Source organism: Roseibium aquae (genome assembly GCF_008711285.1).
Classification (GTDB): Bacteria; Pseudomonadota; Alphaproteobacteria; order Rhizobiales; family Stappiaceae; genus Roseibium; species Roseibium aquae.
In genome coordinates, this window is the sequence record NZ_VXDC01000004.1 from 290,104 (window position 1) to 315,275 (window position 25,172).

The following is a 25,172-nucleotide window of genomic DNA, read 5'->3' on the forward strand; positions in this document are numbered from 1 at the left end:
GTGACAGGCGTTTGATCATGGTTGGGCGGCTACAAAACTGCGGTTTCCTAAGTCAGCGGTGGCGCTCTGCATTGATGAAAGGACCGTCCATTTTCACAGGTTGGTCCGAATCGGCTTCAAAAAGCTCCCGCTACCCTCGCCCCACCACGAAGCGCGCCTGCCAACCCGCCAAACAACTTCCCCAAGCGCTATCGAGTGCGGTTTTTTAACGCTGCGATGGCTTCCTCCGGTTCCGCCGCGCGCCCCCGCCAAAATGCCTCCAGCCCGAAAGCCGCACGAAAATCGGCGTTTTGGAAGCCGAAGTCGGCCACGATGGAAACCTGCGGCGCGACGCCCCTGCACCCCAGACTGTGGTCTGGCCGACCGCCCTATCGCTTGGTTCTGCCTCCGCCTCCAACGTCCAGCGGGGCAACGGAAACGGTCTTGACGATTGCATGAACTTCCGCCCCCGGCACCAGGCCGAGCACATTGGCAGAGCGCCGCGTGATCCGTGCCAGGACACGCCCCGCACAGGTGTCCAGCGCGACAATCGCGCCAGGTCCCTCGCCGGGCCGGACCTCGTGCACCACGCCCGGCAGGATGTTCAGCGCCGACAGCCCCTCGGGCCGGGCGCGGGACAGGATCACGTCATGGGCGGCGATGCGGACCCGCAATCGCCCCCCTTCCGGCTGGGGCACCTTGGGCAGAAACAGCGGCAGGCCGCCCGCATCCAGCTCGGTCAGCCCGTCCGCATGGTGACGCGCCACACGTGCGGTCAAGACGGCCCCTGCTTCGCGGGCCCCTGCCGGAAGGATGCCCGGATTTCCGAGAACCTCGGCCGCCGGCCCCTGCGCCACAACGCGGCCGGCGTCCAGCGCCACGACGGTCGTGGCGAGCCGGGCGACTTCGGAGGGCGAATGGCTGACATACAGGATCGGCACGCTCACCTCGTCGCGCAGTCTCTCGAAATAGGGCAGGATTTCGGCCTTGCGCGCCTCGTCGAGAGCCGCCAGCGGTTCGTCGGCCAAAATGAGGCGCGGCGCGGACAGGAGGGCGCGGCCGATCGCGACACGTTGCTTCTCCCCGCCTGACAGCGCGCCGGGACGGCGATCGAGCAGATGGCCGATGCCCAGCAAGTCGACCACCCCTGCCGTGCTCGCGCGTGGGGCGTCCTTGGGCGCGAACCAGGCACCATAGGCCAGGTTCTGCCGGACGGTCAGATGCGGAAAGAGACGCCCTTCCTGGAAAATGTAACCCAGGCGGCGCCGGTGCGGCTTCAAACGGATCCCGCTTTCGGTGTCAAGCAAGCACCAGTCCCCCGACGCGATGCGGCCGGAATCCGGCATCAAGAGACCCGCAACCGTATTGATAATGGTCGTTTTGCCCGATCCGGACCGCCCGAACAGAACGGTGACACCGGGCGGGGCCTTGAAGGCAGCGTCAAGGGCAAACCCTTCGAAGCGATGGCGGACGGAAACCTCCAGCATCATCGGCCTCCGACCCGCGCGGTGACCCGGCGCCCGATCAGTTCAGACAGCAGAAGAGCGCCCATGGCAACGACGACCGAAACGATCACCAGCTTCATCGCCGACGCCTCGCCCCCTGGCACCTGAAGGAAAGCGTAGATCGCCGAAGGGATGGTCCGCGTCTCGCCGGGAATATTGGACACAAAGGTGATCGTCGCCCCGAACTCGCCCATGGCTTTGGCGAAGGCGAGGATCGCGCCAGCGACAATGCCCGGCAGCGCCATGGGGAGCGTGACGGTCAGGAAGACCCAGACCGGCGAAGCGCCGAGCGTTGCCGAGGCTTGCTCCAGCTTCGGATCGACAGCCTCGATCGACAGCCGGATCGCCCGCACCATGAGCGGAAAGGCCATCACCGCGGCCGCCACGGCGGCGCCGGTCCAGCGAAAGGCAAAGACAATGCCCCAGTCGGCCAGAACGCTGCCGATGGGACCGCGCGTGCCCAGTGTCAAAAGCAGGAGATAACCCGTGACGACGGGAGGCAGGATCAGCGGCAGATGAACAAGGCCATTGAGGACCTGCTTGCCGGGAAAAGACCAGCGCGCCAGAGCGTAGGCCACGAAGATACCGAGTGGCAGGCTGACGAGCGTCGCCCAAAAGGAAACCTGTAGAGAGAGCGCTACCGCGCTCCACTCAGCGGGGCCGAGCCAGTCTGTCATGCGCTACTCTGTGAGGACCGTGAAGCCCTGCCGCTCGAAGGCCGCGCGCGCTTCCGGGCCGCGGAGATACGCGAGAAACTCCGCTTCGGCGGGAACATCCCGGCTGGCAAGATCGGCCGCCGGATAGACAATGGCGGGATGCGTGTCAGGGGGGAACGTTCCGACGATGGTCACGTTGTCCTCAGCAGCCGCATCCGTGGCATAGACGATACCATAGGGTGCCTCCCCGGCCGCCACGAAGGCAAGCGCCGCGCGCACATTGTCGGCTTGGGCCACCTGCGCTTCGACATCGTCCCAAAGCCCGAGGCTCTCAAGGGCCGCCTTGCCGTAGACACCGGCCGGCACGGAATCCACCAGCGCCATGGCCAGCCGGCCGTCGCCGAGCAGACCGGCAAGATCGAGGTCGGGCCCGATCTCGACGGGCGCGGTCTCGGTGCCGAAGGCGGCAAGAACGATGGAATTACCGAGAAGGTCGAACCGCGATCCCTCCTCGATCAGCCCATCGGCTTCGATCCTGTCCATCCAGTCCGTGCTGGCCGAAATGAAAATGTCGGCCGGTGCGCCCTGCTGGATCTGCCGCGCAAGAGCCGAAGAGCCCGCGAGCGAAACGACAAGGTCATGGCCTGTGGCCGCCTCGAAATTCGTTTCGATCTCGGCAAGGGCGCTGGTCATGCTCGCCGCGGCGAAGACAATGATTTCCTCAGCCGCGACCGTGGCCGGTGTGGCGGCAACGCAAACAATCCCGAAAACGCGAGACAAGGCTGATCTGACCACGGACGATACCTACCAACTTTGATATGTTTCTTGAAACATATCGCTATACACCATCTATCTGGTCAAGCATTATTTTCACTCGGAAATATCGCGCAACATGGACCGGAGGGAACCGATCCGCGCGGCCCCAGCTTCGGCCAGGATTTCCTCGAGCTTTCGATAATTGGTCAAGACGGTCTCGCCCGCCTCGGTCAGGCGGGCACCGCCGCCCCTGGAGCCGCCACGGGTGGACTCAACCAAAGGGTCACGGAATGCATTGTTCATTTCCTCGACCAACATCCATGCGCGTTTGTAACTCATGGCCATCGCGCGGCCAGCCGCCGCGATCGAACCCGTTTCGCGGATTCGTTCGAGCAGGTCGGCCTTTCCCGGCCCCAGCATCGCGTCCTCACCGAACACGATCCGGATGCGCAGGCTCGGGGCGGCTTTGTCATCGGGACGGTCGTCACTCATGATGCGGTTATGCCAGTCAAACGGCAGGACCGGCAAGCCATATGGACGGCCACCGGGGCGGCCCGTCCACAAAGCTCGCCTGAAGGCGATATTTCCCTATGTTCATATCATCCTCAAAATGCCGGGCGGACAAGCGGGTGTTGAAGATCAACCGAAACGGCCTGTCGCAAGGCGCTGGAGACTACTTGACCGAAAACCCGGCCGGAAATCGGTTCTCTTGAGTGAAAAAGTCGCTCCCATACCCAAGCGTCATCTGGTGATTTCACCAATGAAAATTGATGATATCCCTCGGTATCACTGTGAATTATATCACGTTTTATAGTTTTATCTTTTGCTTAAATCTTACTGGCTAGGTTGCGGCTTACTGAGCGGTAGGAATCCTTTAGAGGCGTAGGCGTATGCTGAAATCTGCGGCGGACGCGAAAGATATTGTCCTCTTCGTAGACGAGACTGACCGTACCCCGCCTTCCCAACTCTTCTGGAACGTTCTGATCGTCGATGACGATCCGGATGTGCACGAAGCAACCCGGCTCGCCCTCGACAACGTGAAGATTGAAGGCCGGCCTCTGCGGTTTCTTCATGCGCGGTCCGAAGCCGAGGCCATGGACATTCTCCATTCCGCGAAGGACACCATTCCAGTCGCCTTGATCGATGTTGTGATGGAACGCTCCGATTCAGGGCTGCGCCTTGTAAAGCATATCCGGGACGAGCTCGGACTTGACACGCTGCAGATCATCTTGCGCACCGGGCAACCCGGATACGCCCCCGAACTGGAGACGATCGAGACTTACAATATCAATGACTACCGCACCAAATCCAACCTGACCCGAACCCGGTTGTGCACCAGTCTCATCGTTGCCATCCGCTCCTATAATCAGTTGCGGCATCTGGAAACAAACAAGCGCGGTTTTGAGAAGATCGTCTCCGCGAGCACCCACCTCAACGGGCTGCGCAGCCTCTCCCAGTTCGCAGACGGCGTGATCGCCCAGATCTGCGCCCTTCTTGAAGTGCCCGAAAACGGCTTCACGACAGTCGTTGGCGTCGATGGTGCCCTGGTCGATCCGCTGGTCATTTCCGGCACCGGCCGGTTTGAGGGCTATGCGGGACAGAACCTGGCCGACCTCAAAAACGACGTCATCAGAGAGCAGATTGAAATCTGTATCCGCAACAAGGCGAACCAGTTGGGGCCGCTCACCTGTTTCGTGTTTCGGGCCAGCAACGATGTGTGTCTTGCGACCTGTGTGGACACCCCCCGTTGTGACCATGAGATCGACCATCGTGTGATCGAGGCGTTTTGCGCGAGTGTGACCGTGGGGTTCGAGAACGTGCTTTTGAACGGCAAGCTTCAAAGGCTTGCCTACCGGGATCACCTCACGGACCTGCCCAATCGCAACGGGTTTGAGCGCATCATCGACGACTATCTCGCGAACGAGACCGACGGACGGCTGGCGCTTGTCGATATCGACGATTTCGCATCGATCAACGCGGCCCTGGACCAGCACTATGGTGATGACGTTCTGCGGGCGATCGCAGGCCGTTTGCTGGATGTGCTCGGCCGGTCCGTCAGCCTCGGGCGGATATCCGGCGATTGTTTCGGTGTGATCGGACCGGAGGACGCCGTGCGACCGGACATGATCGACGACTTGTTCACGGAACCGATCGTGGTCAACAACGAACCCTTGCGGCTCTCTGCCACCAGCGGGTTCGTTTCCCTGCGGCAAAGCTCCGGTTCCGGCATGCAGCTGTTAAAGGACGCAAACATCGCGCTGAAACAGGCCAAGCTGGAGAACCGCGGCAAGGCCCTGGTGTTCAGCGAGAATCTGCGGACCCAGGCGGACGCGCGGATCAACATGCTGTCGGGCCTTCGGTCCGCATTCACCTCGCAGCGGCTGTTTCTCGCCTACCAGCCCCAGGTTACCATGTCGGACGGCCGCCTGGTCGGTTTGGAAGCCTTGCTGCGCTGGCGTGATGCCCATGGCAGTTTCATTCCGCCCGACCAGTTCATACCGCTCGCTGAAAAATCCGGCCTGATTAATCCGATTGGCGACTGGGTGCTTCGGGTGGCCTGCGATCAGCTGCGCGCGTTTCTGGACGCCGGACATCACCAGACCCGGATGGCCGTCAATGTTTCCCATGTCCAATTCCGCGAACCCGGCTTTGTCGAAACGGTCGCGGAGGTGTTGTCGGAGACCGGGGTGCCGGCAAAGTATTTGGAAATAGAATTGACCGAATCCGTTGCCGTTGAAAACACCGACATGATCGTTTCCAGACTTCAGGACCTGCGATCTCTGGGGGTTTCGATCGCGCTTGATGATTTCGGGACCGGCTATTCCTCGCTGAGCGTCCTGAAAGACCTGCCCCTCGACAAGCTCAAGATCGACAGGTCGTTCATCCGGGATCTGCACAGCCACGAAACCGCGACCAATGTCGCCGACCTGATCGTGGCTTTTGGCAAGAAGATGGGCCTCGAGCTGATTGCCGAAGGTGTGGAAACCCCGGACCAGATCGAGATCCTTCGCTCGATGGGGTGCGAGGTCGCGCAAGGCTTTTATTACTCAAGACCCCTTGAGGCGGCCCAGCTTTTCAAATGGCTGGAAGCGCGGCAGGAAGATGCAACATGACCGTCAACACACTCCAGACAAACGATGCGCCATTGGAACGAAGCAGCGACTCCGAACGCTTGATCAAGGACTATGGCGGCTTGTTCATCGGCGGAATCATGCTGTTGACAGCCGTCGGTGTCGGCTTTGGCCTTTTGCAGGCGAAGCAGATCTCGACCCGGTTGGTCCAGCAGGCCACCGGACAGGCGGAACTGCTTTTCAACGGTCTCTCGGAGCAGCTTGACATCGCCCAGCGTCATGTCGACGGGATGCGCTTCGTGATGGAGAATGTGCTCGCCCATCCTGAACTGGCGGATTTCGGTGCGATCAGCTCAACCCTGAACCGCATTGGGCAAGGCAGCCCGGAGGGCGCACCTTGGGATAGCGTTCCGAAGGATTTGCGCGGCCGCACCGGAACCCTGTTCACCCGCAACGCGGAAGCTGCGCGCAGCCCGGAACTCGAGCGCATGCTTTCGGTCTTGCCCTTGATGTGGAATGCGCACCAGCAGCATCCGGATTTCCAGTGGAGCTACTACTACGACGACAAAGAGGAATTCAGCCTGCTTTTCCCCGGCCTGGACTACAGTGTCTTGGCCGACGCGACCGGGAAAACGAACATGAACGACGTGCTGGACGTGGTCTATGCGGCGGGCGGTACGTACCCGGTCGATCTTGTTTCTCCGGGCAAAAACCCCGAACGCGACCATATCTGGACCCCGCCCTATCCGGATGCCGCAGCAGCTGGCCTGATGATCTCGTTGGTTGCGCCGGTTTATGACGGCAACAGTTTTGTGGGCGCCTTCGGGGCCGACCTCACCTTGTCCGTCCTCAATGATTTGCTTGCGCTGGACGGCTCCGGTGTGGGCAAGATCTGGGTCGTTGCAAGGGACGGCCAGGTCATCGCCACCTCCGAAGCAACCGGCGACATGGGGCAACGGATCCCGCAGTTTTCCGAGTTCATTCCGCAATTGCCCATCGAAACCGTTTACGCGACCACACCGGGAGACCGGCAAACGACGCACGACGGGATCTGGAAGACATTCGACCTGAAAGGCACCCCCTGGAAGATGCTGCTTTATATCCCCGACGCGGATCTGAACGGTGCCGTGTTCGATGTCATGAAGCCGTATCTGGCCATGACGAGCCTCTGTGTCCTGTCCCTCATCGGGCTTGTTCTCCTGCAGCACCGCCGCTTCACCCTCCCCGCCCTGCTGCTGGCACGCCATGTCGAAACCCTCCCTCAAAATGCCAGGATTGATACCCCCCAGGTTCCAAGTCATTGGAGAGGCCTGTTCGGTCGGGCCAACACCACCGAGAAGGAGCGGCGCGAAGCGATCGCCAAGCTTCAGGACCTGAATGCGGACCTGGAAAGCCTGGTCGCGGAACGAACGCACGAGCTGACAGAGGCAAACGGGCAGCTCTCTCACACGATAGACGAGTTGAAGGCAACGCAGGGCCAGTTGGTCAAGGCCGAGAAGCTCGCCAGCCTGGGGTCACTGGTGGCGGGCATCGCCCATGAGCTGAACACCCCAATCGGCAATGCAGTCATGGTGGCCAGCACATTGGCCGACAGGAACAAGGCGTTCCGCGAAGCCATGGATCAGCCGCTGCGAAAATCGGACCTCGACGAATTCGTCGACCTGATGGACAATGGAAGCGCCGTTGTCCTGCGCAATCTGGCCAGGGCCGAGGAACTCGTCACCAGTTTCAAGCAGATCGCGGTCGATCAGACCAGCTACAATCGGCGCACATTCCAGATTTCCGAAGTGCTTCGCGAAATCAACATCGCCTTGGGGCCGTCTCTTGAAAAAGCCAATGCTGTGATTGAAACCCGCGTCGAAGGCGATGTGGAAATGGACAGCTATCCCGGACCTGTCGGCCAGGTCCTGCTGAACCTTTACAACAATGCGATCATTCATGGGTTTGAAGCCAAGGGAAGCGGCAATATCAAGGTCCACGCCGTCCAGATCGGGACCACTGTGAAAATCACCGTTTCGGACGACGGCGCCGGAATTCCGGAAGAAAATCTCAACAAGATCTTCGATCCGTTCTTTACCACCAGACTTGGAAAAGGCGGTTCCGGCCTCGGCCTGCACATCCTGTTTAATCTGGTCACCGACCTGCTGGGAGGCGACATCAGCGTCGAAAGCCAGGTCGGCAAAGGGACGAAGTTCGTCATCACGCTGCCGGTCGTCTCCCCGCAACGGGCGAAGTCGAAGGACTCAGATGCCGAAACTCGTCCGCCAGAATCCGGAGTGCGTGTTCACTGACCGGCCGGGCATCGGCGCACATCCACTTCTTGGATCGGAGATTGCCCGCGCTTGCTTATGCGGTCGGGTTGGTCGGAGAAGAAAAGACCTTCTCTTCAAACGAGGGGTGAACTTCTTTTGGTACTGCCAAGGGGCCAATGACTCTGGCATTTTCTTTTAATCTGGCGCCGTGTTTTTTGCGCCCGCTCAGCCGCTGCGCCCGCCATCCGCACGGCCATTGCCACCACACGGCCGCTTGGAACCATCGTGCACATCGGCGTGACAGGCGACCAACCCGTGCCGATCAACCTGCTCGTGGCAAAGGAGATCAGCCTGGTCGGAACCCACAGGTTTCATGCGGAATACAAGGAAGCCGTTGCGGCGATCAACTCGCGGGCGATTGACGTGAAGCCGATCCTGACCCGTCAGTATCCGCTCGAGAGCGCCACGGCCGCCTTTGCCGAGGCGGGCGACAGATCCCGGGCCGTCAAGGTTCACCTGACCTTTGCATGACCGGCGGCCGTGTGAACGGCAAAGATGCGCGCCCACTCAAAACGCGATCAGCTTGGGGCGTGAAACCGGTTCCGGTTTAACGCCCGCAGATCTCGCAACGGGTCAAGAGCGTGGGGAACGGTTACGGCTCATGTGGCGCAGGGTTACTCGCGAGCACCGGCAAGCCCCTCCAGTCCCTCCAGGCTTTGGACCGCTTGCGTCCAAATCCGGTCATAGGAGCCATCTGCCTTCATCTCGCGGAGTGTCTCGCTGAAGGCTTTCGCCATGGTCTCACCGGTCAATGTGCGGTTGAAGGCCACATAGCAGGCCCGGCGTTCGAAAACCGTCCGGTGCTCGATCACGAGTTCGTCACGCTCCATCTGGAATTCGGTCGCAAGCGCATACTCCAGCACCTCACGCGCATCGATCAGAAAATCGACCCTGTCCGCCTTCACCTGCCGGATCGACGACGGCAGGTCGGGCGACAGGCTCCAATAGATACCCGGATTGCGCAACAGGCGCGCTCCATAGTCAAAACCGAGGATCACCGCCACACGCTTGCTGCTCAGATCGGTCATGGTTTCGAACGACCATCCCGCATCCCTCCGGCGCAGGACCACAAGATCGTGAACCATCAAGGGTTCCTCGGAGAGGTAGGAAATCTGCCGGCGTTCCGGGGTATCCCAAACACAGTCCGCGGCAAGCACAGCCGCCGCGCTGACCCGGGCGATGACGCGTTTGAACGGATAGATGCGGTGCGTCACCTCATGGCCCATACGCGCAAATACGGCGCGGGTCAGCTGCGCCCCGACGCCCTGCGCCTCCAAGGTCTCCCCATAGAACGGGGGCCAGTCACCCGCGGCGATTTCGAAGTCGGCGGCGGCCAAGGGTTTTGACGTCCCCAGCCATGCGACCACCACCAGCGGTACAGCGCTGATCAGAAGACGGAAAACGAGAGATAGCCTTGGGATCATGCCCGCCTTTATAGCCAAGCTCCGTAACAAAATTTTTGCAACAAACAGAGTGTCATCGCCGGGGATGGGCATGGCATCGATTGGCAAGTCGCGGCGCGATCAATCGATCAAGGCTGCGGGCAGAAAACCGCATGGACCATGACCGGGCAAAGCCCGCACCTTTGAAGTATCCATGACAAGCCGGACAGACTGCTTTTATGCGTCCGGTCGCCCTCGCATTCAGGGGGCCAGCCCCTTCCCCGCCACCGTCACAATCCATCCCGACCACGCCCTTTTTCACAAAAGGGGGCTAGAGGGTCTGCCTTCGGCAGATCTCGACCGGCAGTTCGACACTTGGCGGCTCCAGGCCGTCCAGAGTCTCAACCAAGACACGGGCCGCCAATTGCCCCATCCGCCGGTGCGGGACATGCACCGTCGTGAGCGGGTACGGTGCGACCTGCGCGAGTTCGATGTCATCGAAGCCCGTGATGGCGACATCCTCCGGCACCCGCAATCCCAGACTTGCCGCGCCTTTCAAGGCGCCGATCGCAAGGACATCGTTCCCGCACATCACGACTTCGGGTTGTGCGGCGCCGGACATCAGCTGCGCGAAGGCTGCTTCGCCATTTTCAATCGAATAGGTGGTCTCGATCAGTTGGAGCGTGCCGGGATCAAGGTGGGCGTCGCGCATGGCCGCGCGGATCCCCTCGACCCGATCCCGTGCCCGGTCGTTGGTTCCGGTTTCGGCGGATATGCATCCAATCGCCGTGTATCCCTCTTGAATGACCATATCGGCGAGTTGTTTCATGGCTTTACGGTTGTCAAATCCGACCGAAAGCAGGCCGCTGTCCGGCCGTGACGCCCAGGTCAGAACGACAGGGATATCGCGCTTTTCCAGATAGTCGTAGATGCGTGCATCCCTCTGGTAGCCGATCAGCAAAAGCGCATCTGCCCCCCGCGCGCTCAAGGTTTTGATCTGCTGCTCTTCCAGATCGAGCCGATAGGAGGATGAGGCGACCAGGAGCGTGCGCCCGTGGCGCTGCAATTCCTCTTGAAACGCCTGCAGCCCGCGCGCGAAGATGGCGTTCTCCATGGTCGGAATAATGGCGCCGACCATGTTGGTGCGGTTCGAGGCAAGCGCACGCGCGCTGAAATTGGGCGAATAACCCAGGCGCTCCACCGCTTCCATCACCCGTTTCAAGGTTTTCTCGCTGACGACCGTCGGAGAATTGAGACACCTGGACACGGTCGCCGTCGATACGCCTGCCGCAGCGGCCACATCTGCAACGGTCGGGACGGGCCGTCCGCCGGAGCTATGGGTTTTGTCCATCTCTGCCATTCCAAGTAAGTGGCAGCCGCACCATTCGCTGCCGAAACCGATGTCCGCTCATGGAAAATACACTTTTCGCTTGTCAGAAGAAATGTAACCGCTTACATTTCTAATCGCTGGGTGATCTGATCATTGGGAGGTGATCATGCTGTTGGCTTTGGCAGGAGGCTTCTTCTGCGTTTACGTGATCAACGTGTGGATTGGATCCTTTGGCGGAACACCGTTTTTTGGCGCTGTCGGAGAGATGCTGTGTTTGTTCGCAGTATCCATCTCATTCACGGCGGCGGTCCTGAGGAAGGAAGCGGAGAAGAAAGCCAGCAAATAATCGGCAAACTGGAATTTCTGGGAGGAAATGATGAAAAAGACAGAAGACCTGGCCTCACATGAGCGCCGTAATTTCTTGAAGCTGACCAGCAAGGGCGCGTTTACCGCCGCGGTCGTGGCCGGGGCCGCCGGGACGCTTTGGTCCGACGAAGCCGTTGCGCAGACGGCCCAGGAAGAGCGCGAGCGCCAACAGGCCGCGGACCACACGATGACACTTGCGACCGCCTATGTTCTCGGCGCATCGCGCAGCTATCCGATCATGCAGCTCGACCTGAAGGAAAACATCCAGAACGCGACCAACGGCAAGGTTTATGTAAAACTGGCGCCGGGAGGCCAGCTTGGAGCCGGTGGCGCGCTGGTTCAGGCCGTCCAGGGCGGCACCATCCAGGCAGCGCAGCACTCGCTTGCCAACTTCGCGCCGTTCGCCTCCGCTGTGGATCTCATCAACATGCCGTATTTCTGCGGCTCAAACCAGCGCTTTACAAATCTTGTGACCTCCGATGCCTGGAAGCGGGAAGTCCATCCGAAGATCGAAGCCTCCGGCTTCAAGGCGCTGTTCTACGTGGTCATTGATCCCCGCGTCGTCGCAATTCGCAGAGGCGGCAACCAGGTGATCACCCCGGGCGATCTGGCTGGCGTGAAGTTCAGGGTGCCAGGTTCGGCGATGCTTCAGCAGTATTACCGGATGGTCGGCGCCAATCCCACGCCGGTGGCCTGGGGCGAAACACCCTCGGCGATCAAGCAAGGCGTGGCGGATGCGCTCGATCCGTCAGTCGGCGCGCTCTACGTGTTCGGCTTCAAGGATATTCTCAGCCATGTGACCTTCACGCAAGCCGTGCCGGACAGCCAAGTGTATTCGATGAACCTGGAGTGGTTCAATTCCCTGCCTGCCGATGTCCAGGAAGGCATCGAGTTCGCCGGTGAAATCACCGCTCAGCAAAACCTTGCCAAGGTTCCGGCCGCCCGGTCCTTCGCCATGGCCGAACTGGTCAAGTCGGGCGTCGAGTTCCACTCGCTGACCGAAGATCAGTTGGCCGAATGGCAGGCTGCCGGTGGATACCAGCGCTCTGAGTGGGATGAGTTCAAGGTGGAACTGGCCGGCTCCATGGATACGTTCAACCGCCTTGAAGAGGCCGCGAACACCCAGGGCCGCTACTACGTGCACGACGCCTAAGGGCTGAACGACGGCCGGCGCCATCAAGAGCGCTGGCCGCGGGCACCGCGTGTTTTCACACATCTGATTTGCGCGACCACCGCATCGGCTCCACGGACTGATGGGAACGGGAGAGGAGTGCTTGAAGTTGAGTATCCTGAATGCAGTCGACAAAAACGGAGAGCGCTGGCTTCTTCTCGTCTTCTATATGATGCTTGTTCTCACAATGTTCATTGAGGTCGTCCGGCGGGAAGTATTTGCCTACTCGTCGATATGGGGCGAGGAAATCGTCCGATATTCCTTCATATACCTGGCCTGGATCGGAGCGGCATCCGCCGTGAAGGAGCGCGGCCACATCCGGATCGACGTGCTGATGCAATATGTCGGCCCGAAGGCGAAGGCCGGACTCTACATCTTCGGCGACATCGTCATGGCGGTAGTCGCGGTGATCGCCTTCATCTGGTCGCTCGAAACGGTGCTTGTTTCCGCCAAGTTCGGGTCGGTGACCCATGGCCTGCGCATCTCGCAGGTCTGGTTTTTGAGCGCTGTTCCCTTTGGCTTTGCGCTTGTTCTCTTCCGTCTCACGCAGTCCTTGCTGCGCGATATCCGCGACCTTCGTAACGGCCGTCCCGTTTACGAAGGCGACAAGTTGTTCGACTGAGGAGACCGGTCATGCTCTGGCAACATCTCCAACCCCAAACCATCGAACTCGGCTGGGATTTTTACGGTCCCGTCCTGCTGTTCGTTCTCCTCGTCGCGCTTGCGGTCCCGGTCTGGGCAGCAATAGGTGCTGCCGCGAGCCTCATGCTCGTCTGGTCCGGTGCCCTTCCCCTGTCCCTTGTCGGGGAAAAGCTTTTTAGCGGCATCGACGCCTTCGCCCTTACCGCCGTCCCCTTGTTCATCCTGACGGGCGATGCGCTCGTGCGCACCGGGCTCAGTCGAAAGTTCCTCGATGTCGCAGAAGCGCTGACCCAGTTCGCCAAGGGCGGCTTCGGCTCGGCAACCGTTCTTGTGTGCGGCATGTTCGCGGCGATCTCCGGATCGGATGCGGCTGGCGCCGCGGCGGTCGGCCGGATGACCATCGACCGGCTGGTGGAAAGTGGTTACCCCCGCCCCTACGCGTGTGCGCTGGTCGCTGCGGGCGCTTGCACGGGCATTCTGATCCCGCCCTCCATCGCCTACATCATTATCGGATTGGTCCTTGGCATATCCGCGTCCACGCTTTTTCTGGCCGCGATCATTCCCGGGCTTGCCATCCTGGTTTCCATTCTCGCCACCAATATCATCATGAACCGGCTTTACGGCTGGGAGGGCGGCGGCAATATCGGCCTCAGCGACTATTTCAGCCGCCTTTGGGGTGCCCTTAAATCAGGTTGGTACGCCTTCATCGTCCCGGCGATCATCTTCTACGGCATCTTTTCGGGCCGCTTGACCCCAACGGAAGCAGGCGCCACCGCCGTCGTGGTGACGATCGCCATCGGCTTTATCCTGGGAACGATGAAGCTGTCCGACTTTCCGGCCATGTTTGTCAGCTCGGCCAAGGTCAACGGCGTGATCATTCCGATCATCGCATTCTCCATTCCCCTGGCCGAAGCTCTTGCCATCATCGGGGTGCCGCAAGGTTTTGTCGCGGTGGCCACAGGTATCAGCGACGAGCCGTGGGTCCTCATCATGATGATGATCCTGGTGCTGATCGCCGCCGGGTGCGTCATGGAAACCACCCCGAACATCGTGATCCTGGCGCCGATCCTGAAGCCTCTGGCAGACAACATCGGCATGAACGAGATCCAGTTCTGCATCATGATGATCACCGCGCTCGGTGTCGGCTTCATCACGCCGCCGCTCGGTCTCAACCTGTTCGTCGTCTCCGGCCTGACTGGTGAGTCGATCCTCAAGATCGCCGCCCGGGCCGTCCCCTTCGTCCTCTTCATGCTCGCAGTGACCCTGCTGATTGCCTATGTGCCGGCAATCTCCACCACGCTGCTGCCTGAAATCTACAAGTAGGTTCAGCCATGACCGTTGAATATCTGAAAAAAGCAGATCGAACCTCAACCAGCGATGCGTCCGAGACCACCAGGATCGTTCAGGAAATCCTGGATGCGATCGAGGCGGGCGGAGATGCCGCCGCGATGGAATATGCCGCCAAGTTCGACAAGTATGACGGGGCGATTATTCTCAGCGCGGCAGACATCGAAGCGGCGAGCGCCAAGGTTCCGGAAAAACTGAAGAACGACATTGGATTCGCCCACGCAAACGTGAAGCGCTTCGCCGAGGCCCAGCGGGAAACCTGCCAGAACATCGAGGTCGAGGTTATTCCGGGCTTGATCGCGGGCCAGAAAAGCATCCCGGTCAATACCGCGGGCTGTTATATTCCAGGAGGCCGTTACAGCCACATTGCCAGCGCGATCATGACCGTGACGACCGCCAAGGTGGCGGGGTGCGAGAACATTATCGCCTGCTCCCCGCCCCGGCCCGGGATCGGCATCAATCCGGCCATCATTCACGCAGCCCATGTGTGCGGCGCCGACAAGATTGTCGCCATGGGCGGCGTCCAGGGTGTGGCTGCCATGACCTTCGGCCTGTTCGGCCTGCCGAAGGCCAATATCCTCGTTGGTCCGGGCAATCAGTTTGTCGCGGAAGCCAAGCGGATCCTGTTCGGCCGCGTGGGCATCGATATGTTCGCAGGCCCCACCGACAGTCTAATCCTCGCCGACAAGACGGCCGATCCGGAAGTGGTCGCCGCCGACTTGGTCGGGCAGGCGGAACACGGCTACAACTCGCCGGTCTGGCTGGTCACCGACACCAGATCGCTCGCCGAGGAGGTGATGGCGCTGGTGCCCAAACTCATCGACGATCTGCCGGAGGTGAACAGCCAGAACGCGGCGGCCGCCTGGCGCGATTATGCCGAGGTGATCCTGTGCGACACCCGCGAGGAAATGGCGGCAACATCCGACGCCTATGCGCCCGAACATCTGACGGTACAGGCCGAGGACCTGGATTGGTGGCTGGACCGGCTGTCCTGCTACGGCTCCTTGTTCCTGGGCGAGGAAACCACCGTGGCTTTCGGCGACAAGGCGTCGGGCACGAACCATGTTTTGCCGACTTCGGGCGCCGCGTCCTACACGGGCGGCCTGTCGGTCCACAAGTTCATGAAGATCGTGACCTGGCAGCGGGCGACCCGCGAAGGGTCCAAACCGGTTGCCGAAGCGACAGCCCGCATTTCCCGCCTGGAAGGCATGGAAGGCCATGCCCGCACGGCGGACATCCGGCTCCGGAAGTATTTTCCAGGTGAGAACTTCGACCTGAGCGCGGAGGCCGCGGAATAACGCCATGTCCGGTTTGTTCGACATCTCCGGAAAGGTTGCCTGCGTCACCGGAGCAAGTTCCGGTCTTGGCCGGCAAGCGGCGACCGTGTTGGCCCGGGCCGGCGCATCGGTTGTCGGCGTCGCCCGCCGGGCCGCCGATCTCGAAGACTGGCGTCAGGAGGCCGGTGCCCAGACCGCCGCGGTTCCAGCCGATCTGAGCGACCGGTCAGCCATGTCTCGGATCGCGGAGGATATCGCGGCGCCCTTCGGCCCGCCGCAGATCCTGGTCCATGCGGCAGGGATCAACACCCGCGAACCGGCCGATGAGGTGACCGAGGCCGGATGGGACATCACCATGACACTCAACCTCACGGTTCCATTTTTCCTCAGCAAGGCCTTCGTACCGGCAATGCGCGAAAAAGGCTGGGGCCGGATCGTCAATTTCGCCTCGCTCCAGACAACCCGGGCCTTTCCCGGCGGCATCGCCTATGGAGCCTCCAAGGGCGGGATTGGCCAATTGACCAGGGCGATGGCCGAGGCCTGGTCAAGGCATGGCATCAATGCCAATGCCATCGGCCCCGGCTTCTTCCCAACCGAGCTGACGGCCGCTGTCTTTGGCGATGAAGCGCGGGCGCAGCGCAACGCGGACCAGACCTGTATCGGCCGCAATGGCGCCCTTGAGGATATCGACGGGCCGATCCTGTTCCTGTGCTCGGATGCCTCCCGGTATGTGACCGGTCAGGTCCTGATGGTCGACGGGGGGTTCACCGCAAAATGAAAGCCCTTGTCTATACCGGTCTCGAAACCCAGGCCTATCGGGATTTTGCCGATCCGGTTCCAGCGGCCGGCGAAGCGCTGATCAAGGTGGCGCATACCGGGATCTGCGGCTCGGACATGCATGCCTTTCTCGGTCACGACGAGCGCCGGCCCGCCCCGCTTATTCTTGGTCATGAAGTTGCCGGAACCGTCATGTCCGGCGCGCTCGAAGGCAAGCGTGTCACCGTCAATCCCCTGGTCACTTGCGGAACCTGCGCGGCCTGCGCATCTGGCCGCGACAATCTGTGCCCGGACCGGCAGATCATCTCCATGCCGCCGCGCGAAGGCGGGTTTGCCGAGTATCTTGCCATGCCCGAACGCAATCTCGTGGTCGTGCCGGATCACATTTCGGACGCGCAGGCCGCCCTTGCCGAACCCATTGCCTGCGGCTGGCATGCCATCAAGCTGGCGAAACGGGCATCGATGGTCGATCCGGTGGACGCAAAGGCCCTTGTCATCGGCGGCGGCGCAATCGGCCTTGGCGCGGCTCTTTCGTTGAAGGCGCAAGGGATTTCCAACGTCCGGCTTGTCGAACCCAATGCGGAACGGGCGCAGTATCTTGCCTCCGCTTGCGGGATTGACATCCTGACCCCAGACCAGGCGGGTGCCAGCGGGCATTATGATCTGATCGTCGACGGCGTCGGATATGCCGCAACGCGAGCAACCGCCTCCAAACTGGCAAGACCGGGCGGCGTCATTGTCCACATCGGACTGGGATCCGCCGATGGCGGGCTCGATATCCGCCGCATGACGCTGCAGGAAATCACCCTCATCGGCACCTACACCTACACGGCCGAAGACTTCCGCGAGACCGCCAAGGCCATGTTCGATGGCCGGCTGGGCGCGCTCGACTGGACCGAGATCCGGCCGCTGTCCGATGGACTGAACGCTTTCAACGACCTCCGTAAAGGCGCGGTTTCTGTTCCGAAGATCCTACTCACACCAGACACTTGAGGAGACATTCATGTCTGAAATTCCGCATCTTCTCGTCCACGAACACGCCGACAATGTCGGTGTCGTGGTTGTGGAAGGGCTGACCAAGGGCACCGACATGCTGTGCTGCGTCACCCATGACAATTCCACCTTCCGCCTGACCGCCGGCGCAGATGTTCCGATCGGCCACAAGATCGCTCTGAAGGATCTCAAAGAAGGCGACACGGCCATCAAATACGGCGAGGACATCGGCAAGATCATTGCCGACATCCCGAAGGGCGACCACGTCCACACCCACAATTGCAAAACCAAGCGCTGGTAAGGAGCCGCCTGACATGTCGACCAAATACTCCAATATGACGGTGAAGGCCTACCGGCGCGAGAACGGCCGTATCGGCGTGCGCAACCACGTGGTCATTCTGCCTGTCGACGATATCTCGAACGCCGCCTGCGAAGCGGTGGCCAACAATGTCAAGGGCACGCTGGCCATTCCCCACGCCTATGGCCGCCTGCAATTCGGGGAGGATCTTGAACTCCATTTCCGCACTATGATCGGCACCGGGGCCAACCCGAATGTTGCCGCCGTGGTCGTGATCGGCATCGAGCCGGGCTGGACCAAGCGCATCGCCGACGGCATCCGGGAGACCGGCAAGCCGGTCGCCGAGTTCTCCATCGAGCAGAACGGCGACTTCGAGACCATCCGCCGCGCGTCCTGGGCCGCGAAGGAATTCGTCCACATGACTTCCGAATACCAGCGCGAAGAATGCTCGATTTCCGAGCTCTGGGTTTCCACCAAATGCGGGGAGAGCGACACGACCACGGGTCTCGGCTCGTGCCCCACCGTCGGCAACATGTACGACAAGCTGCTGCCGGAAGGCATCACGGGGTTCTTCGGCGAGACCTCGGAAATCACCGGCGCCGAACACATCTGCCAAAAGCGGGCGATCAACGAGGAAGTCGGCGAGCGCTGGTACAAGATGTGGAAGGCCTATCAGGACGAGGTCATTTTCGCCCATCAGACCGATGACCTGTCCGACAGCCAACCGACCAAGGGCAACATCGAGGGCGGTCTGACCACCATTGAGGAAAAGGCCCTCGGGAACCTGGAAAAGATCGGCCGCACCTCGCAGTACATCGACATCTTGGAGCCTGCAGAAGCGCCAAAATCCGGCAACGGCCTCTATTTCATGGACTCGTCCTCCGCCGCCGCGGAATGCGTGACCCTGATGGCCGCGGGCGGGGCCGTGATCCACACCTTCCCGACAGGCCAGGGCAACGTGGTCGGCAACCCGATCGTGCCGGTGATCAAGATCACCGCCAACCCGCGCACGGTCCGCACCATGAGCGAGCACGTGGATGTGGATGTGTCCGGCATTTTGCGACGGGAGATGACCATTGATGAGGCGGGCGATGCCTTGATCGATATGATCTGCCGCACCGCCAATGGCCGCAACACCGCAGCCGAAGCCCTTGGGCACCGGGAGTTCTCGATGACCAAGCTTTACCGGAGCGCTTAAGGCCCTTCGAACCGGCGGCCGGCACCCCGGCCGCCGCTCTGGTCTTCTGAAAAAAAGGGTCGGTGCCAGAAGCACTTCAGGACCACGAACAATCAGATCGCGTTTGGCAAGGGCCGGGCCATGGCCTCCATCCTTCCAGACGCGTTTTGCCCCCCTCGGGATGCGGGGAGCAAAGCCGGGATGACGATGGGATTTGGCAGCTCCGCCCGTCGTCATCCTCAGCCAGAGGAGGGTCTCGGATCCACCTCGCAGGAGGTGTGGCAATTCCGTCGCCAAGACGCGCGAATAACGATAGCTCTTGGCGATCTTTTGTCATTTGAAAGCATGAACACCCATGGAACCAACCGAACGCCTGACCCTCACCGACGCGCAAGCCCTGATCACGGCGGCCTTCGCCACCGTGGGTGTGCCCGATGCCATCGCGCGCTCGGTTGCCCAAGCCCTCGTGGCCGCCGAAGCCGAGGGGCAGGTCGGGCATGGATTTTCGCGGGTCGAGGACTACGCCGCCCAGGTCCGCTCCGGCAAGATCATCGCCTCCGCGCGTGTCGAGATTCACATGAAGGGAACCACCAGCCTGCTTGCCGATGCCGGTTTCGGATTTGCCTATCCGGCGCTGGACGCGGTGATCGAAACCGGATCCGTGATCGCGCTGGAGCACGGCTGCGCCGCCATGGGTATCACCCGGTCCCACCATTGCGGCGCCTTGTCGGTGCAGGTCGAAAAGCTCGCCCAAAAGGGCTTGATGGCGATCATGGTCGCCAATGCGCCAGCGGCCATGGCGCCCTTTGGAGCCAAGGATCCGGTCTTCGGCACCAATCCGATCGCTTTTGCCGCACCCCGTCCGGGCAAGGATCCACTCGTCGTGGATATGTCCTTGTCGCGCGTGGCGCGCGGCAAGGTCATGAACGCACAGAAGGCCGGGAAGGACATCCCGCAAGGCTGGGCACTCGACAAGGACGGCAACCCGACGACCAACGCGGAGGCCGCGATGGCGGGAACCATGCTGCCGATCGGCGAAGCCAAGGGCACCGCGCTGGCGCTGATGGTGGAAATCCTGGCCTCGGTCATGACCGGGGCCGCCAAAAGCACGGAAGCGTCGTCGTTCTTTTCCCCGGACGGACCGCCTCCGGGCGTCGGTCAGTTTCTGATCGCTCTGAAACCCATGGATTCCGATCATTTTGCACCCAGGATCGACGCCCTTCTCAGTCTGATTGAAACGATGGATGGCACGCGTTTGCCGGGCAGCCGCCGCGCGGCCGCCATCGCCAAGGCAACAATGGAAGGCATCGATGTCCCGGTGCGGTATGTCGAGGCCGTTAGGAGACTGCGCGATGGGTCAACCTGACATACCGGCAGAAGGACCCCGCACCCTTTTGAAAAAGACTGCAGGCAAAACCGCGGCGGCGCGGGAACTGATGCCCGGCCTGCTCGTTGCGGCCGTGATCGCCCTCGCCAGCCAGTTCATCGCCGAACACTATGGTGCGCCGGCCATGTTGCTAGCCCTCTTGATCGGCATCGCGCTCAACTTCCTGTCCGAGGACGGACCCTGCAAGGCCGGAATTGCTTTCGGCTCGAAGCAGATGCTGCGGCTGGGAGTTGCTCTCTTGGGGCTCAGGATCAGTTTCGACATGGTGGCAGCCCTCGGCCTGCCCGTTGTCGGCCTGGTTGTCTGCGGAACGCTTGCGACCATCGCATTCGGGATCACGTTCGCGCGCGCTTTTGGCTTTGACCGCAGCTTTGGCTTCCTGTCGGCGGGAGCAGTCGCCATTTGCGGAGCATCCGCGGCCATGGCGATTGCCGCCGTCTTGCCCCGGGATTCCGATTCGGAGAACCGTCTCGTCTTCACGGTTGTCGGAGTGACCATCCTGTCGACGATCGCGATGATCCTGTACCCTGTAGTCAGCCAGGGGCTCGGCTTCGATGACCGGATGAGCGGCGTTTACCTGGGAGCGACGATCCACGATGTTGCTCAGGTTGTCGGCGCGGGATTTTCCGTATCGGAGGAAACGGGCGAAACCGCGACGCTCGTCAAACTGCTTCGGGTCGCCATGTTGGCACCGGTCGTTCTGGCGGCCCTACTGATCATCCGGAACACCTCGGGGAAAAGGGCTGCGGACGGCCCCAAAGTCCCGCTGATACCCGCATTCGTGGCAGGATTTGTTCTGCTTGCGGTGATCAATTCTACGATCGATTTACCGGACATGATCGCGGACGGTTCGGCCGCCGTCTCGCGCTGGCTGCTGTTGCTCGCGATTGCCGCGGTCGGGCTGAAAACCGTTCCAAAGGATCTGATGAAGGTCGGCAAAAGCGCCGCCGCGTTCCTGATCGCCCAAACGGTCTTTTTGGCCATTTTGATCGGGATCGGACTGCTCGTTGTCCTGCCGGGCTGACCAGTTGACCATTCACGAACCCAAGAGGAGACCACCATGTACCGACACATCCTCATCCCCGTCGCACTTGATCATGAGGCACTGATTGCCCCCAAACAGAAGGTTGCCCGGCGCCTGCTGGAGGACGGCGGCCGTATCACACTGCTAACGGTGCTGGAGAATATTCCAGGTTTCGTATCGGAGTTCGTGGATCTCAAGATCGACAATCACCTGGCCGAGAAGGTGGCGGAAAAGCTGCGCGCAGCGGCGGACGCAGACGCGGACGAGCGGATCATCTGCAAGGTCGTCACGGGCAAGCCCGGCGTGCAGATCGCCGCCTATGCCGCCGAAAACAGTGTCGACTTGATAATCGTCGGATCGCACCATCCGTCCGCGCAAGACTATTTCCTGGGGTCGACGGCGTCCCGCGTGGTCCGCCGCGCGGACTGTTCGGTATTTGTGGTTCGAGATTGACCGTTTCATGCCCGAGGCGGGCATGTTCGGAGCGGTGCGTTCCCGGCGCCTGGCGTGTCGGGAATGAGCTTGCAGGTCCCCTGAAGCTTGCCATTTTCCTCCGGGGCGGATACACCGCACTGCAGCAAACCAGGACCCGGATGCGATTCCGGGTGGCTCTTCCGGCCGCCGATCCGCCGGACAATGACGAAAAAAGGTGCGAACGCACGCCGGTTTTGCAGTGTCTGCCAGACCGGTATCGGACAACATTTTCATGTTTTCAATTGACGCTTACCGCAGCCAATGGCTCGGAAACATTCGCGGCGATCTGCTTGCCGGGCTCGTCGTAGCGCTGGCCCTCATTCCCGAAGCCATCGCCTTTTCCATCATCGCGGGCGTGGATCCGAAGATCGGTCTTTATGCCAGCTTTTCGATTGCCGTCATCACCGCGATGACGGGAGGCCGCCCGGGCATGATCTCGGCCGCCACAGCGGCCACAGCCGTTTTGATGGTCACGCTGGTGCGCGATCATGGATTGCAGTATCTGCTGGCCGCGACCGTTCTAGCCGGGTTGATCCAGATCGGCGCCGGGCTGCTGCGGCTCGGGTTCGTCATGCGGTACGTGTCGAAATCGGTGATGACCGGCTTCGTCAACGCGCTCGCCATCCTGATTTTCATGGCTCAGCTCCCTGAACTCGATCCCCGCGAGGTGACGTGGATCACCTATGCGCTGGTCGCGGCGGGGCTGGCGATCATCTACCTCTTTCCTCTCCTGACCACAGCGGTGCCCTCTCCGCTTGTCACAATTGTGATTCTGACCGGCCTCACCGTCGCGCTCGGTCTCGACGTTCGCACAGTCGGCGACATGGGGGACCTGCCGGACACCCTGCCCGTCTTTCTGATCCCCGACATTCCCCTGACTTTCGAAACGCTTCAAATCATCTTTCCGTACTCCGTCGCGGTCGCCGTTGTCGGTCTTCTGGAAAGCCTGATGACGCAGAACATCGTGGACGATCTGACAGACACCAAGTCGAACCGGAACCAGGAATGCATCGGTCAGGGGCTCGCCAACACGGCGACCGGCTTCATCGGCGGCATGGCCGGCTGCGCGATGATCGGTCAGTCGATCATCAACGTGAAATCGGGTGGCCGCGGACGGCTTTCCTGCTTCGTGGCGGGCGTGTTTCTGCTGATCCTGGTCGTCGGGCTGGGCGATCTCGTCAGCATCATTCCGATGCCGGCGCTGGTGGCGATCATGATCATGGTCTCGATCGGGACATTCTCCTGGTCGTCGATCAAGGCGCTGAGGGTCCATCCGCGCTCGTCCTCCATCGTGATGATCGCGACGGTCGTGACTGTCGTCTACACCCACAACCTGGCCATCGGCGTTCTGGTGGGGGTATTGCTGTCGGGCATCTTCTTCGCCGCCAAGATCGCACAGCTCTTCAACATGCGCACCGAAATCAGCCCCGATGGCCGGGTCCGCACCTATCACGTCGAAGGACAGCTATTCTACGGCTCGGTCGAGGATTTCATGAACGCCTTTGACTTCAGGGAGGCGCCGGAGCGGGTCGTCATCGATGTGAGCCGCGCGCATATCTGGGACATCTCCTCGGTTCAGGCACTCGACATGGCGATCCTGAAATTCCGTCGCGACGGCGCCGAGGTCGAGGTCGTGGGCATGAATGACGCGACAGAAACCCTGGTCGACCGGCTTGCCATCCATGACAAGCCTGGCGCCATTGACAAGCTGACAGCGCATTGAGGGAGGAGAGACCCATGACAGACAAGATCATCGCCCTCGTGGACGGCTCCATCTATTCGGAAAGCGTCTGCCACCACGCCGCCTGGATCGCGCAGCGCACCGCCGCACCGGTCGAGCTGATCCATGTACTCGGCCGACGGGAGGCCCCGGAAAAGTCGGACCTGTCCGGTGCGATCCGGCTGGGGGCGCGCAGCAAGCTGATGGAAGAACTGGCCGAGCTCGACTCGCAACGCGCGAAGCTCGTCGGCCATCGCGGTCGTGCGATCCTCGAGGATGCCCGCGCCATCGTGGACCGGGACGGCGTGACCGAGATCACCACCCGCCTGCGCCACGGCGATGTGGTTGAGGCCATTTCGGAAATCGAGGGTGAGGCCCGCGTCATTGTGATCGGAAAGCGCGGCGAGGCCGCCGATTTCGCCAAGGGGCATCTGGGCTCAAATCTGGAGCGGATCGTGCGGGCCGCCCACCGGCCTGTTTTCGTCGCCGCCCGCGCCTTCAAACCCATTAACAGCGTACTGGTGGCCTATGATGGCGGACGGTCGGCGATGAAGGCGGTGGATCACATTTCTCGCAGCCCGCTTTTCGCAGGGCTCGCCGTGACCGTGGTGACCGTCGGCACCGAGACGCCGGAAATCAAGAAGGGCCTCGCGGACGCGACGGCCTTGTTGATGGCCGCAGGCATCGAGGCCGAGACTCGGGTCGTGCCGGGCCAGCCGGAAACCCAACTTGGCAAGCTTGTCGAGGAAGAAGGCTTCGGTATGGTGGTCATGGGCGCCTATGGGCACAGCCGTATCCGTGCGCTGGTGATTGGATCGACGACGACCGAAATGGTCCGGTCCTGCAAGGTTCCTGTCGTTCTTTTGCGGTGACGGTCCGGCAGTCCCCAACCATCCGGTCTGGGCCATAGCCCGGCCTTGCGCCTTTATGCGCGGCGATGCATCCTCCCCGCCAAGATCAGCGAGCTTCAAGCCGGAAACGTTTCCCGCCCATGCGCTGATCCGATCCACAGGCCCAGATCAGGGGGGAGCAAGATGCCAAAAGGATATGTCGTGGCCCACATCCGCATTGAGGACGAAGGCGCCTACGAGGAATTCAAGAAAATGGCCGGGCCGGCCATCACTCAGCATGGCGGCCGTGTGCTGGTTCGCAACGGGGACGGCGATCATCGGGAGGGCAGCTTGCGCGGCACGGTCGTGGTGGTCGAGTTCGATGATCTTGCGGCCGCACGGCGCTTCTACGAGTCAGAGGCTTACACCGCCGCGCGGCAAGTTCGCGAGCGGGCGGGAGAAACGGATCTGGTGATAGTCGAGGGAGTCGATTGACGGTTCGACCCCGATTTGCAGCAGGCTTGCGGGCGACGGGCCAAAGCATGGACGCCTATCCTGTGCTGGACGCCTGAGAAGATTGTGAAGAGGATGCGTGCCCCGGACGCTGGCCTGGCCCCTGTCGCGCGAGGCTGGGCAGGCAGACAACCCGTCCGTCAGCAAGGTGTTCAACCCGGACATCGACCCCAAAGACATTCGAG

Annotated in this window: 22 protein-coding genes, 1 pseudogene and 1 other annotated feature; of the genes and pseudogenes, 17 read left to right on the plus strand and 6 right to left on the minus strand. The window is 61.4% G+C overall.

Annotation, left to right across the window (positions count from 1 at the left end; translation table 11 throughout):
• Nucleotides 1-368 precede the first annotated feature (368 nt).
• The 4 genes from modC to F0184_RS08570 form a co-directional block, all read right to left on the minus strand.
• Nucleotides 369-1,469, minus strand: a complete 1,101-nt coding sequence (gene modC / locus F0184_RS08555) for a molybdenum ABC transporter ATP-binding protein (protein WP_208998385.1) — start codon at nt 1,467-1,469, stop codon at nt 369-371.
• The gene (modB, locus tag F0184_RS08560) at nt 1,466-2,161 is read right to left on the minus strand and encodes a molybdate ABC transporter permease subunit (RefSeq protein ID WP_150495754.1); all 696 of its coding nucleotides are present in this window, start codon (nt 2,159-2,161) and stop codon (nt 1,466-1,468) included. Before modB ends, modC begins: the two co-directional genes overlap by 4 nt.
• Before the next feature lie 3 nt (nt 2,162-2,164).
• A complete protein-coding gene (gene modA, locus F0184_RS08565) occupies nt 2,165-2,920 on the minus strand; it encodes a molybdate ABC transporter substrate-binding protein (protein ID WP_244299069.1) in 756 nt (251 codons plus the stop codon).
• A gap of 90 nt (nt 2,921-3,010) precedes the next feature.
• Nucleotides 3,011-3,388 (minus strand): winged helix-turn-helix domain-containing protein, encoded by a 378-nt coding sequence (locus F0184_RS08570; protein WP_150495756.1) that lies wholly within the window; start codon nt 3,386-3,388, stop codon nt 3,011-3,013.
• Nucleotides 3,389-3,786: 398 nt separating this feature from the next.
• Between F0184_RS08570 and F0184_RS08575 the strand changes: the two genes are divergently transcribed.
• The 3 genes and pseudogenes from F0184_RS08575 to F0184_RS08585 all read left to right on the plus strand — a co-directional run.
• The gene (locus F0184_RS08575; protein WP_150495757.1) at nt 3,787-6,009 is read left to right on the plus strand and encodes a bifunctional diguanylate cyclase/phosphodiesterase; all 2,223 of its coding nucleotides are present in this window, start codon (nt 3,787-3,789) and stop codon (nt 6,007-6,009) included.
• Nucleotides 6,006-8,258 (plus strand): ATP-binding protein, encoded by a 2,253-nt coding sequence (locus F0184_RS08580; protein ID WP_172972045.1) that lies wholly within the window; start codon nt 6,006-6,008, stop codon nt 8,256-8,258. Before F0184_RS08575 ends, F0184_RS08580 begins: the two co-directional genes overlap by 4 nt.
• A gap of 186 nt (nt 8,259-8,444) precedes the next feature.
• Nucleotides 8,445-8,750, plus strand: a pseudogene (locus F0184_RS08585) (L-idonate 5-dehydrogenase); the annotation flags it as partial.
• A gap of 143 nt (nt 8,751-8,893) precedes the next feature.
• Here F0184_RS08585 and F0184_RS08590 read toward each other — a convergent pair.
• Together F0184_RS08590 and F0184_RS08595 are read right to left on the minus strand one after the other, a co-directional pair.
• On the minus strand, nt 8,894-9,703 hold the full coding sequence (locus F0184_RS08590) for a substrate-binding periplasmic protein (RefSeq protein ID WP_172972047.1): 810 nt from the start codon (nt 9,701-9,703) through the stop codon (nt 8,894-8,896).
• Nucleotides 9,704-9,992: 289 nt separating this feature from the next.
• Nucleotides 9,993-11,012, minus strand: coding sequence for a LacI family DNA-binding transcriptional regulator (locus tag F0184_RS08595; protein WP_150495761.1), 1,020 nt, complete (start codon nt 11,010-11,012; stop codon nt 9,993-9,995).
• Nucleotides 11,013-11,367: 355 nt separating this feature from the next.
• Here F0184_RS08595 and F0184_RS08605 point away from each other — a divergent pair, with 355 nt between their 5' ends.
• The 14 genes from F0184_RS08605 (at nt 11,368) to F0184_RS08670 (ending at nt 24,969) form a co-directional block, all read left to right on the plus strand.
• Nucleotides 11,368-12,510, plus strand: a complete 1,143-nt coding sequence (locus F0184_RS08605; protein ID WP_371871065.1) for a TRAP transporter substrate-binding protein — start codon at nt 11,368-11,370, stop codon at nt 12,508-12,510.
• 121 nt (nt 12,511-12,631) lie between these two features.
• Nucleotides 12,632-13,150 (plus strand): TRAP transporter small permease, encoded by a 519-nt coding sequence (locus F0184_RS08610; RefSeq protein ID WP_244299071.1) that lies wholly within the window; start codon nt 12,632-12,634, stop codon nt 13,148-13,150.
• 11 nt (nt 13,151-13,161) lie between these two features.
• Nucleotides 13,162-14,493 (plus strand): TRAP transporter large permease, encoded by a 1,332-nt coding sequence (locus F0184_RS08615; RefSeq protein ID WP_150495765.1) that lies wholly within the window; start codon nt 13,162-13,164, stop codon nt 14,491-14,493.
• A gap of 8 nt (nt 14,494-14,501) precedes the next feature.
• Nucleotides 14,502-15,815, plus strand: coding sequence for a histidinol dehydrogenase (gene hisD / locus F0184_RS08620; RefSeq protein WP_150495766.1), 1,314 nt, complete (start codon nt 14,502-14,504; stop codon nt 15,813-15,815).
• A 4-nt stretch (nt 15,816-15,819) separates the two neighbouring features.
• Nucleotides 15,820-16,572 (plus strand): SDR family NAD(P)-dependent oxidoreductase, encoded by a 753-nt coding sequence (locus tag F0184_RS08625; RefSeq protein ID WP_150495767.1) that lies wholly within the window; start codon nt 15,820-15,822, stop codon nt 16,570-16,572.
• A complete protein-coding gene (locus F0184_RS08630) occupies nt 16,569-17,564 on the plus strand; it encodes a zinc-dependent alcohol dehydrogenase (RefSeq protein WP_150495768.1) in 996 nt (331 codons plus the stop codon). The genes F0184_RS08625 and F0184_RS08630 overlap by 4 nt, the downstream gene beginning before the upstream one ends.
• A 10-nt stretch (nt 17,565-17,574) precedes the next feature.
• A complete protein-coding gene (locus F0184_RS08635; RefSeq protein ID WP_150495769.1) occupies nt 17,575-17,865 on the plus strand; it encodes a UxaA family hydrolase in 291 nt (96 codons plus the stop codon).
• A 13-nt stretch (nt 17,866-17,878) separates the two neighbouring features.
• Nucleotides 17,879-19,060, plus strand: a complete 1,182-nt coding sequence (locus F0184_RS08640) for a UxaA family hydrolase (RefSeq protein ID WP_150495770.1) — start codon at nt 17,879-17,881, stop codon at nt 19,058-19,060.
• A gap of 334 nt (nt 19,061-19,394) precedes the next feature.
• Nucleotides 19,395-20,405 (plus strand): Ldh family oxidoreductase, encoded by a 1,011-nt coding sequence (locus F0184_RS08645; protein WP_172972048.1) that lies wholly within the window; start codon nt 19,395-19,397, stop codon nt 20,403-20,405.
• Nucleotides 20,392-21,450, plus strand: coding sequence for a YeiH family protein (locus F0184_RS08650; protein ID WP_150495771.1), 1,059 nt, complete (start codon nt 20,392-20,394; stop codon nt 21,448-21,450). Before F0184_RS08645 ends, F0184_RS08650 begins: the two co-directional genes overlap by 14 nt.
• A 36-nt stretch (nt 21,451-21,486) precedes the next feature.
• On the plus strand, nt 21,487-21,903 hold the full coding sequence (locus tag F0184_RS08655) for a universal stress protein (protein ID WP_150495772.1): 417 nt from the start codon (nt 21,487-21,489) through the stop codon (nt 21,901-21,903).
• A gap of 129 nt (nt 21,904-22,032) precedes the next feature.
• Nucleotides 22,033-22,089, plus strand: a sequence feature (sul1 is cis-regulatory element that is thought to sense ions involved in sulfur or methionine metabolism; They are found in Alphaproteobacteria).
• Nucleotides 22,090-22,156: 67 nt separating this feature from the next.
• Nucleotides 22,157-23,647 (plus strand): SulP family inorganic anion transporter, encoded by a 1,491-nt coding sequence (locus tag F0184_RS08660; protein ID WP_150495773.1) that lies wholly within the window; start codon nt 22,157-22,159, stop codon nt 23,645-23,647.
• 14 nt (nt 23,648-23,661) lie between these two features.
• Nucleotides 23,662-24,516: a universal stress protein gene (locus F0184_RS08665; RefSeq protein WP_150495774.1), complete on the plus strand. Its 855-nt coding sequence runs from the start codon at nt 23,662-23,664 to the stop codon at nt 24,514-24,516.
• Nucleotides 24,517-24,678: 162 nt separating this feature from the next.
• Nucleotides 24,679-24,969, plus strand: a complete 291-nt coding sequence (locus F0184_RS08670) for a DUF1330 domain-containing protein (RefSeq protein WP_150495775.1) — start codon at nt 24,679-24,681, stop codon at nt 24,967-24,969.
• Nucleotides 24,970-25,172 lie beyond the last annotated feature (203 nt).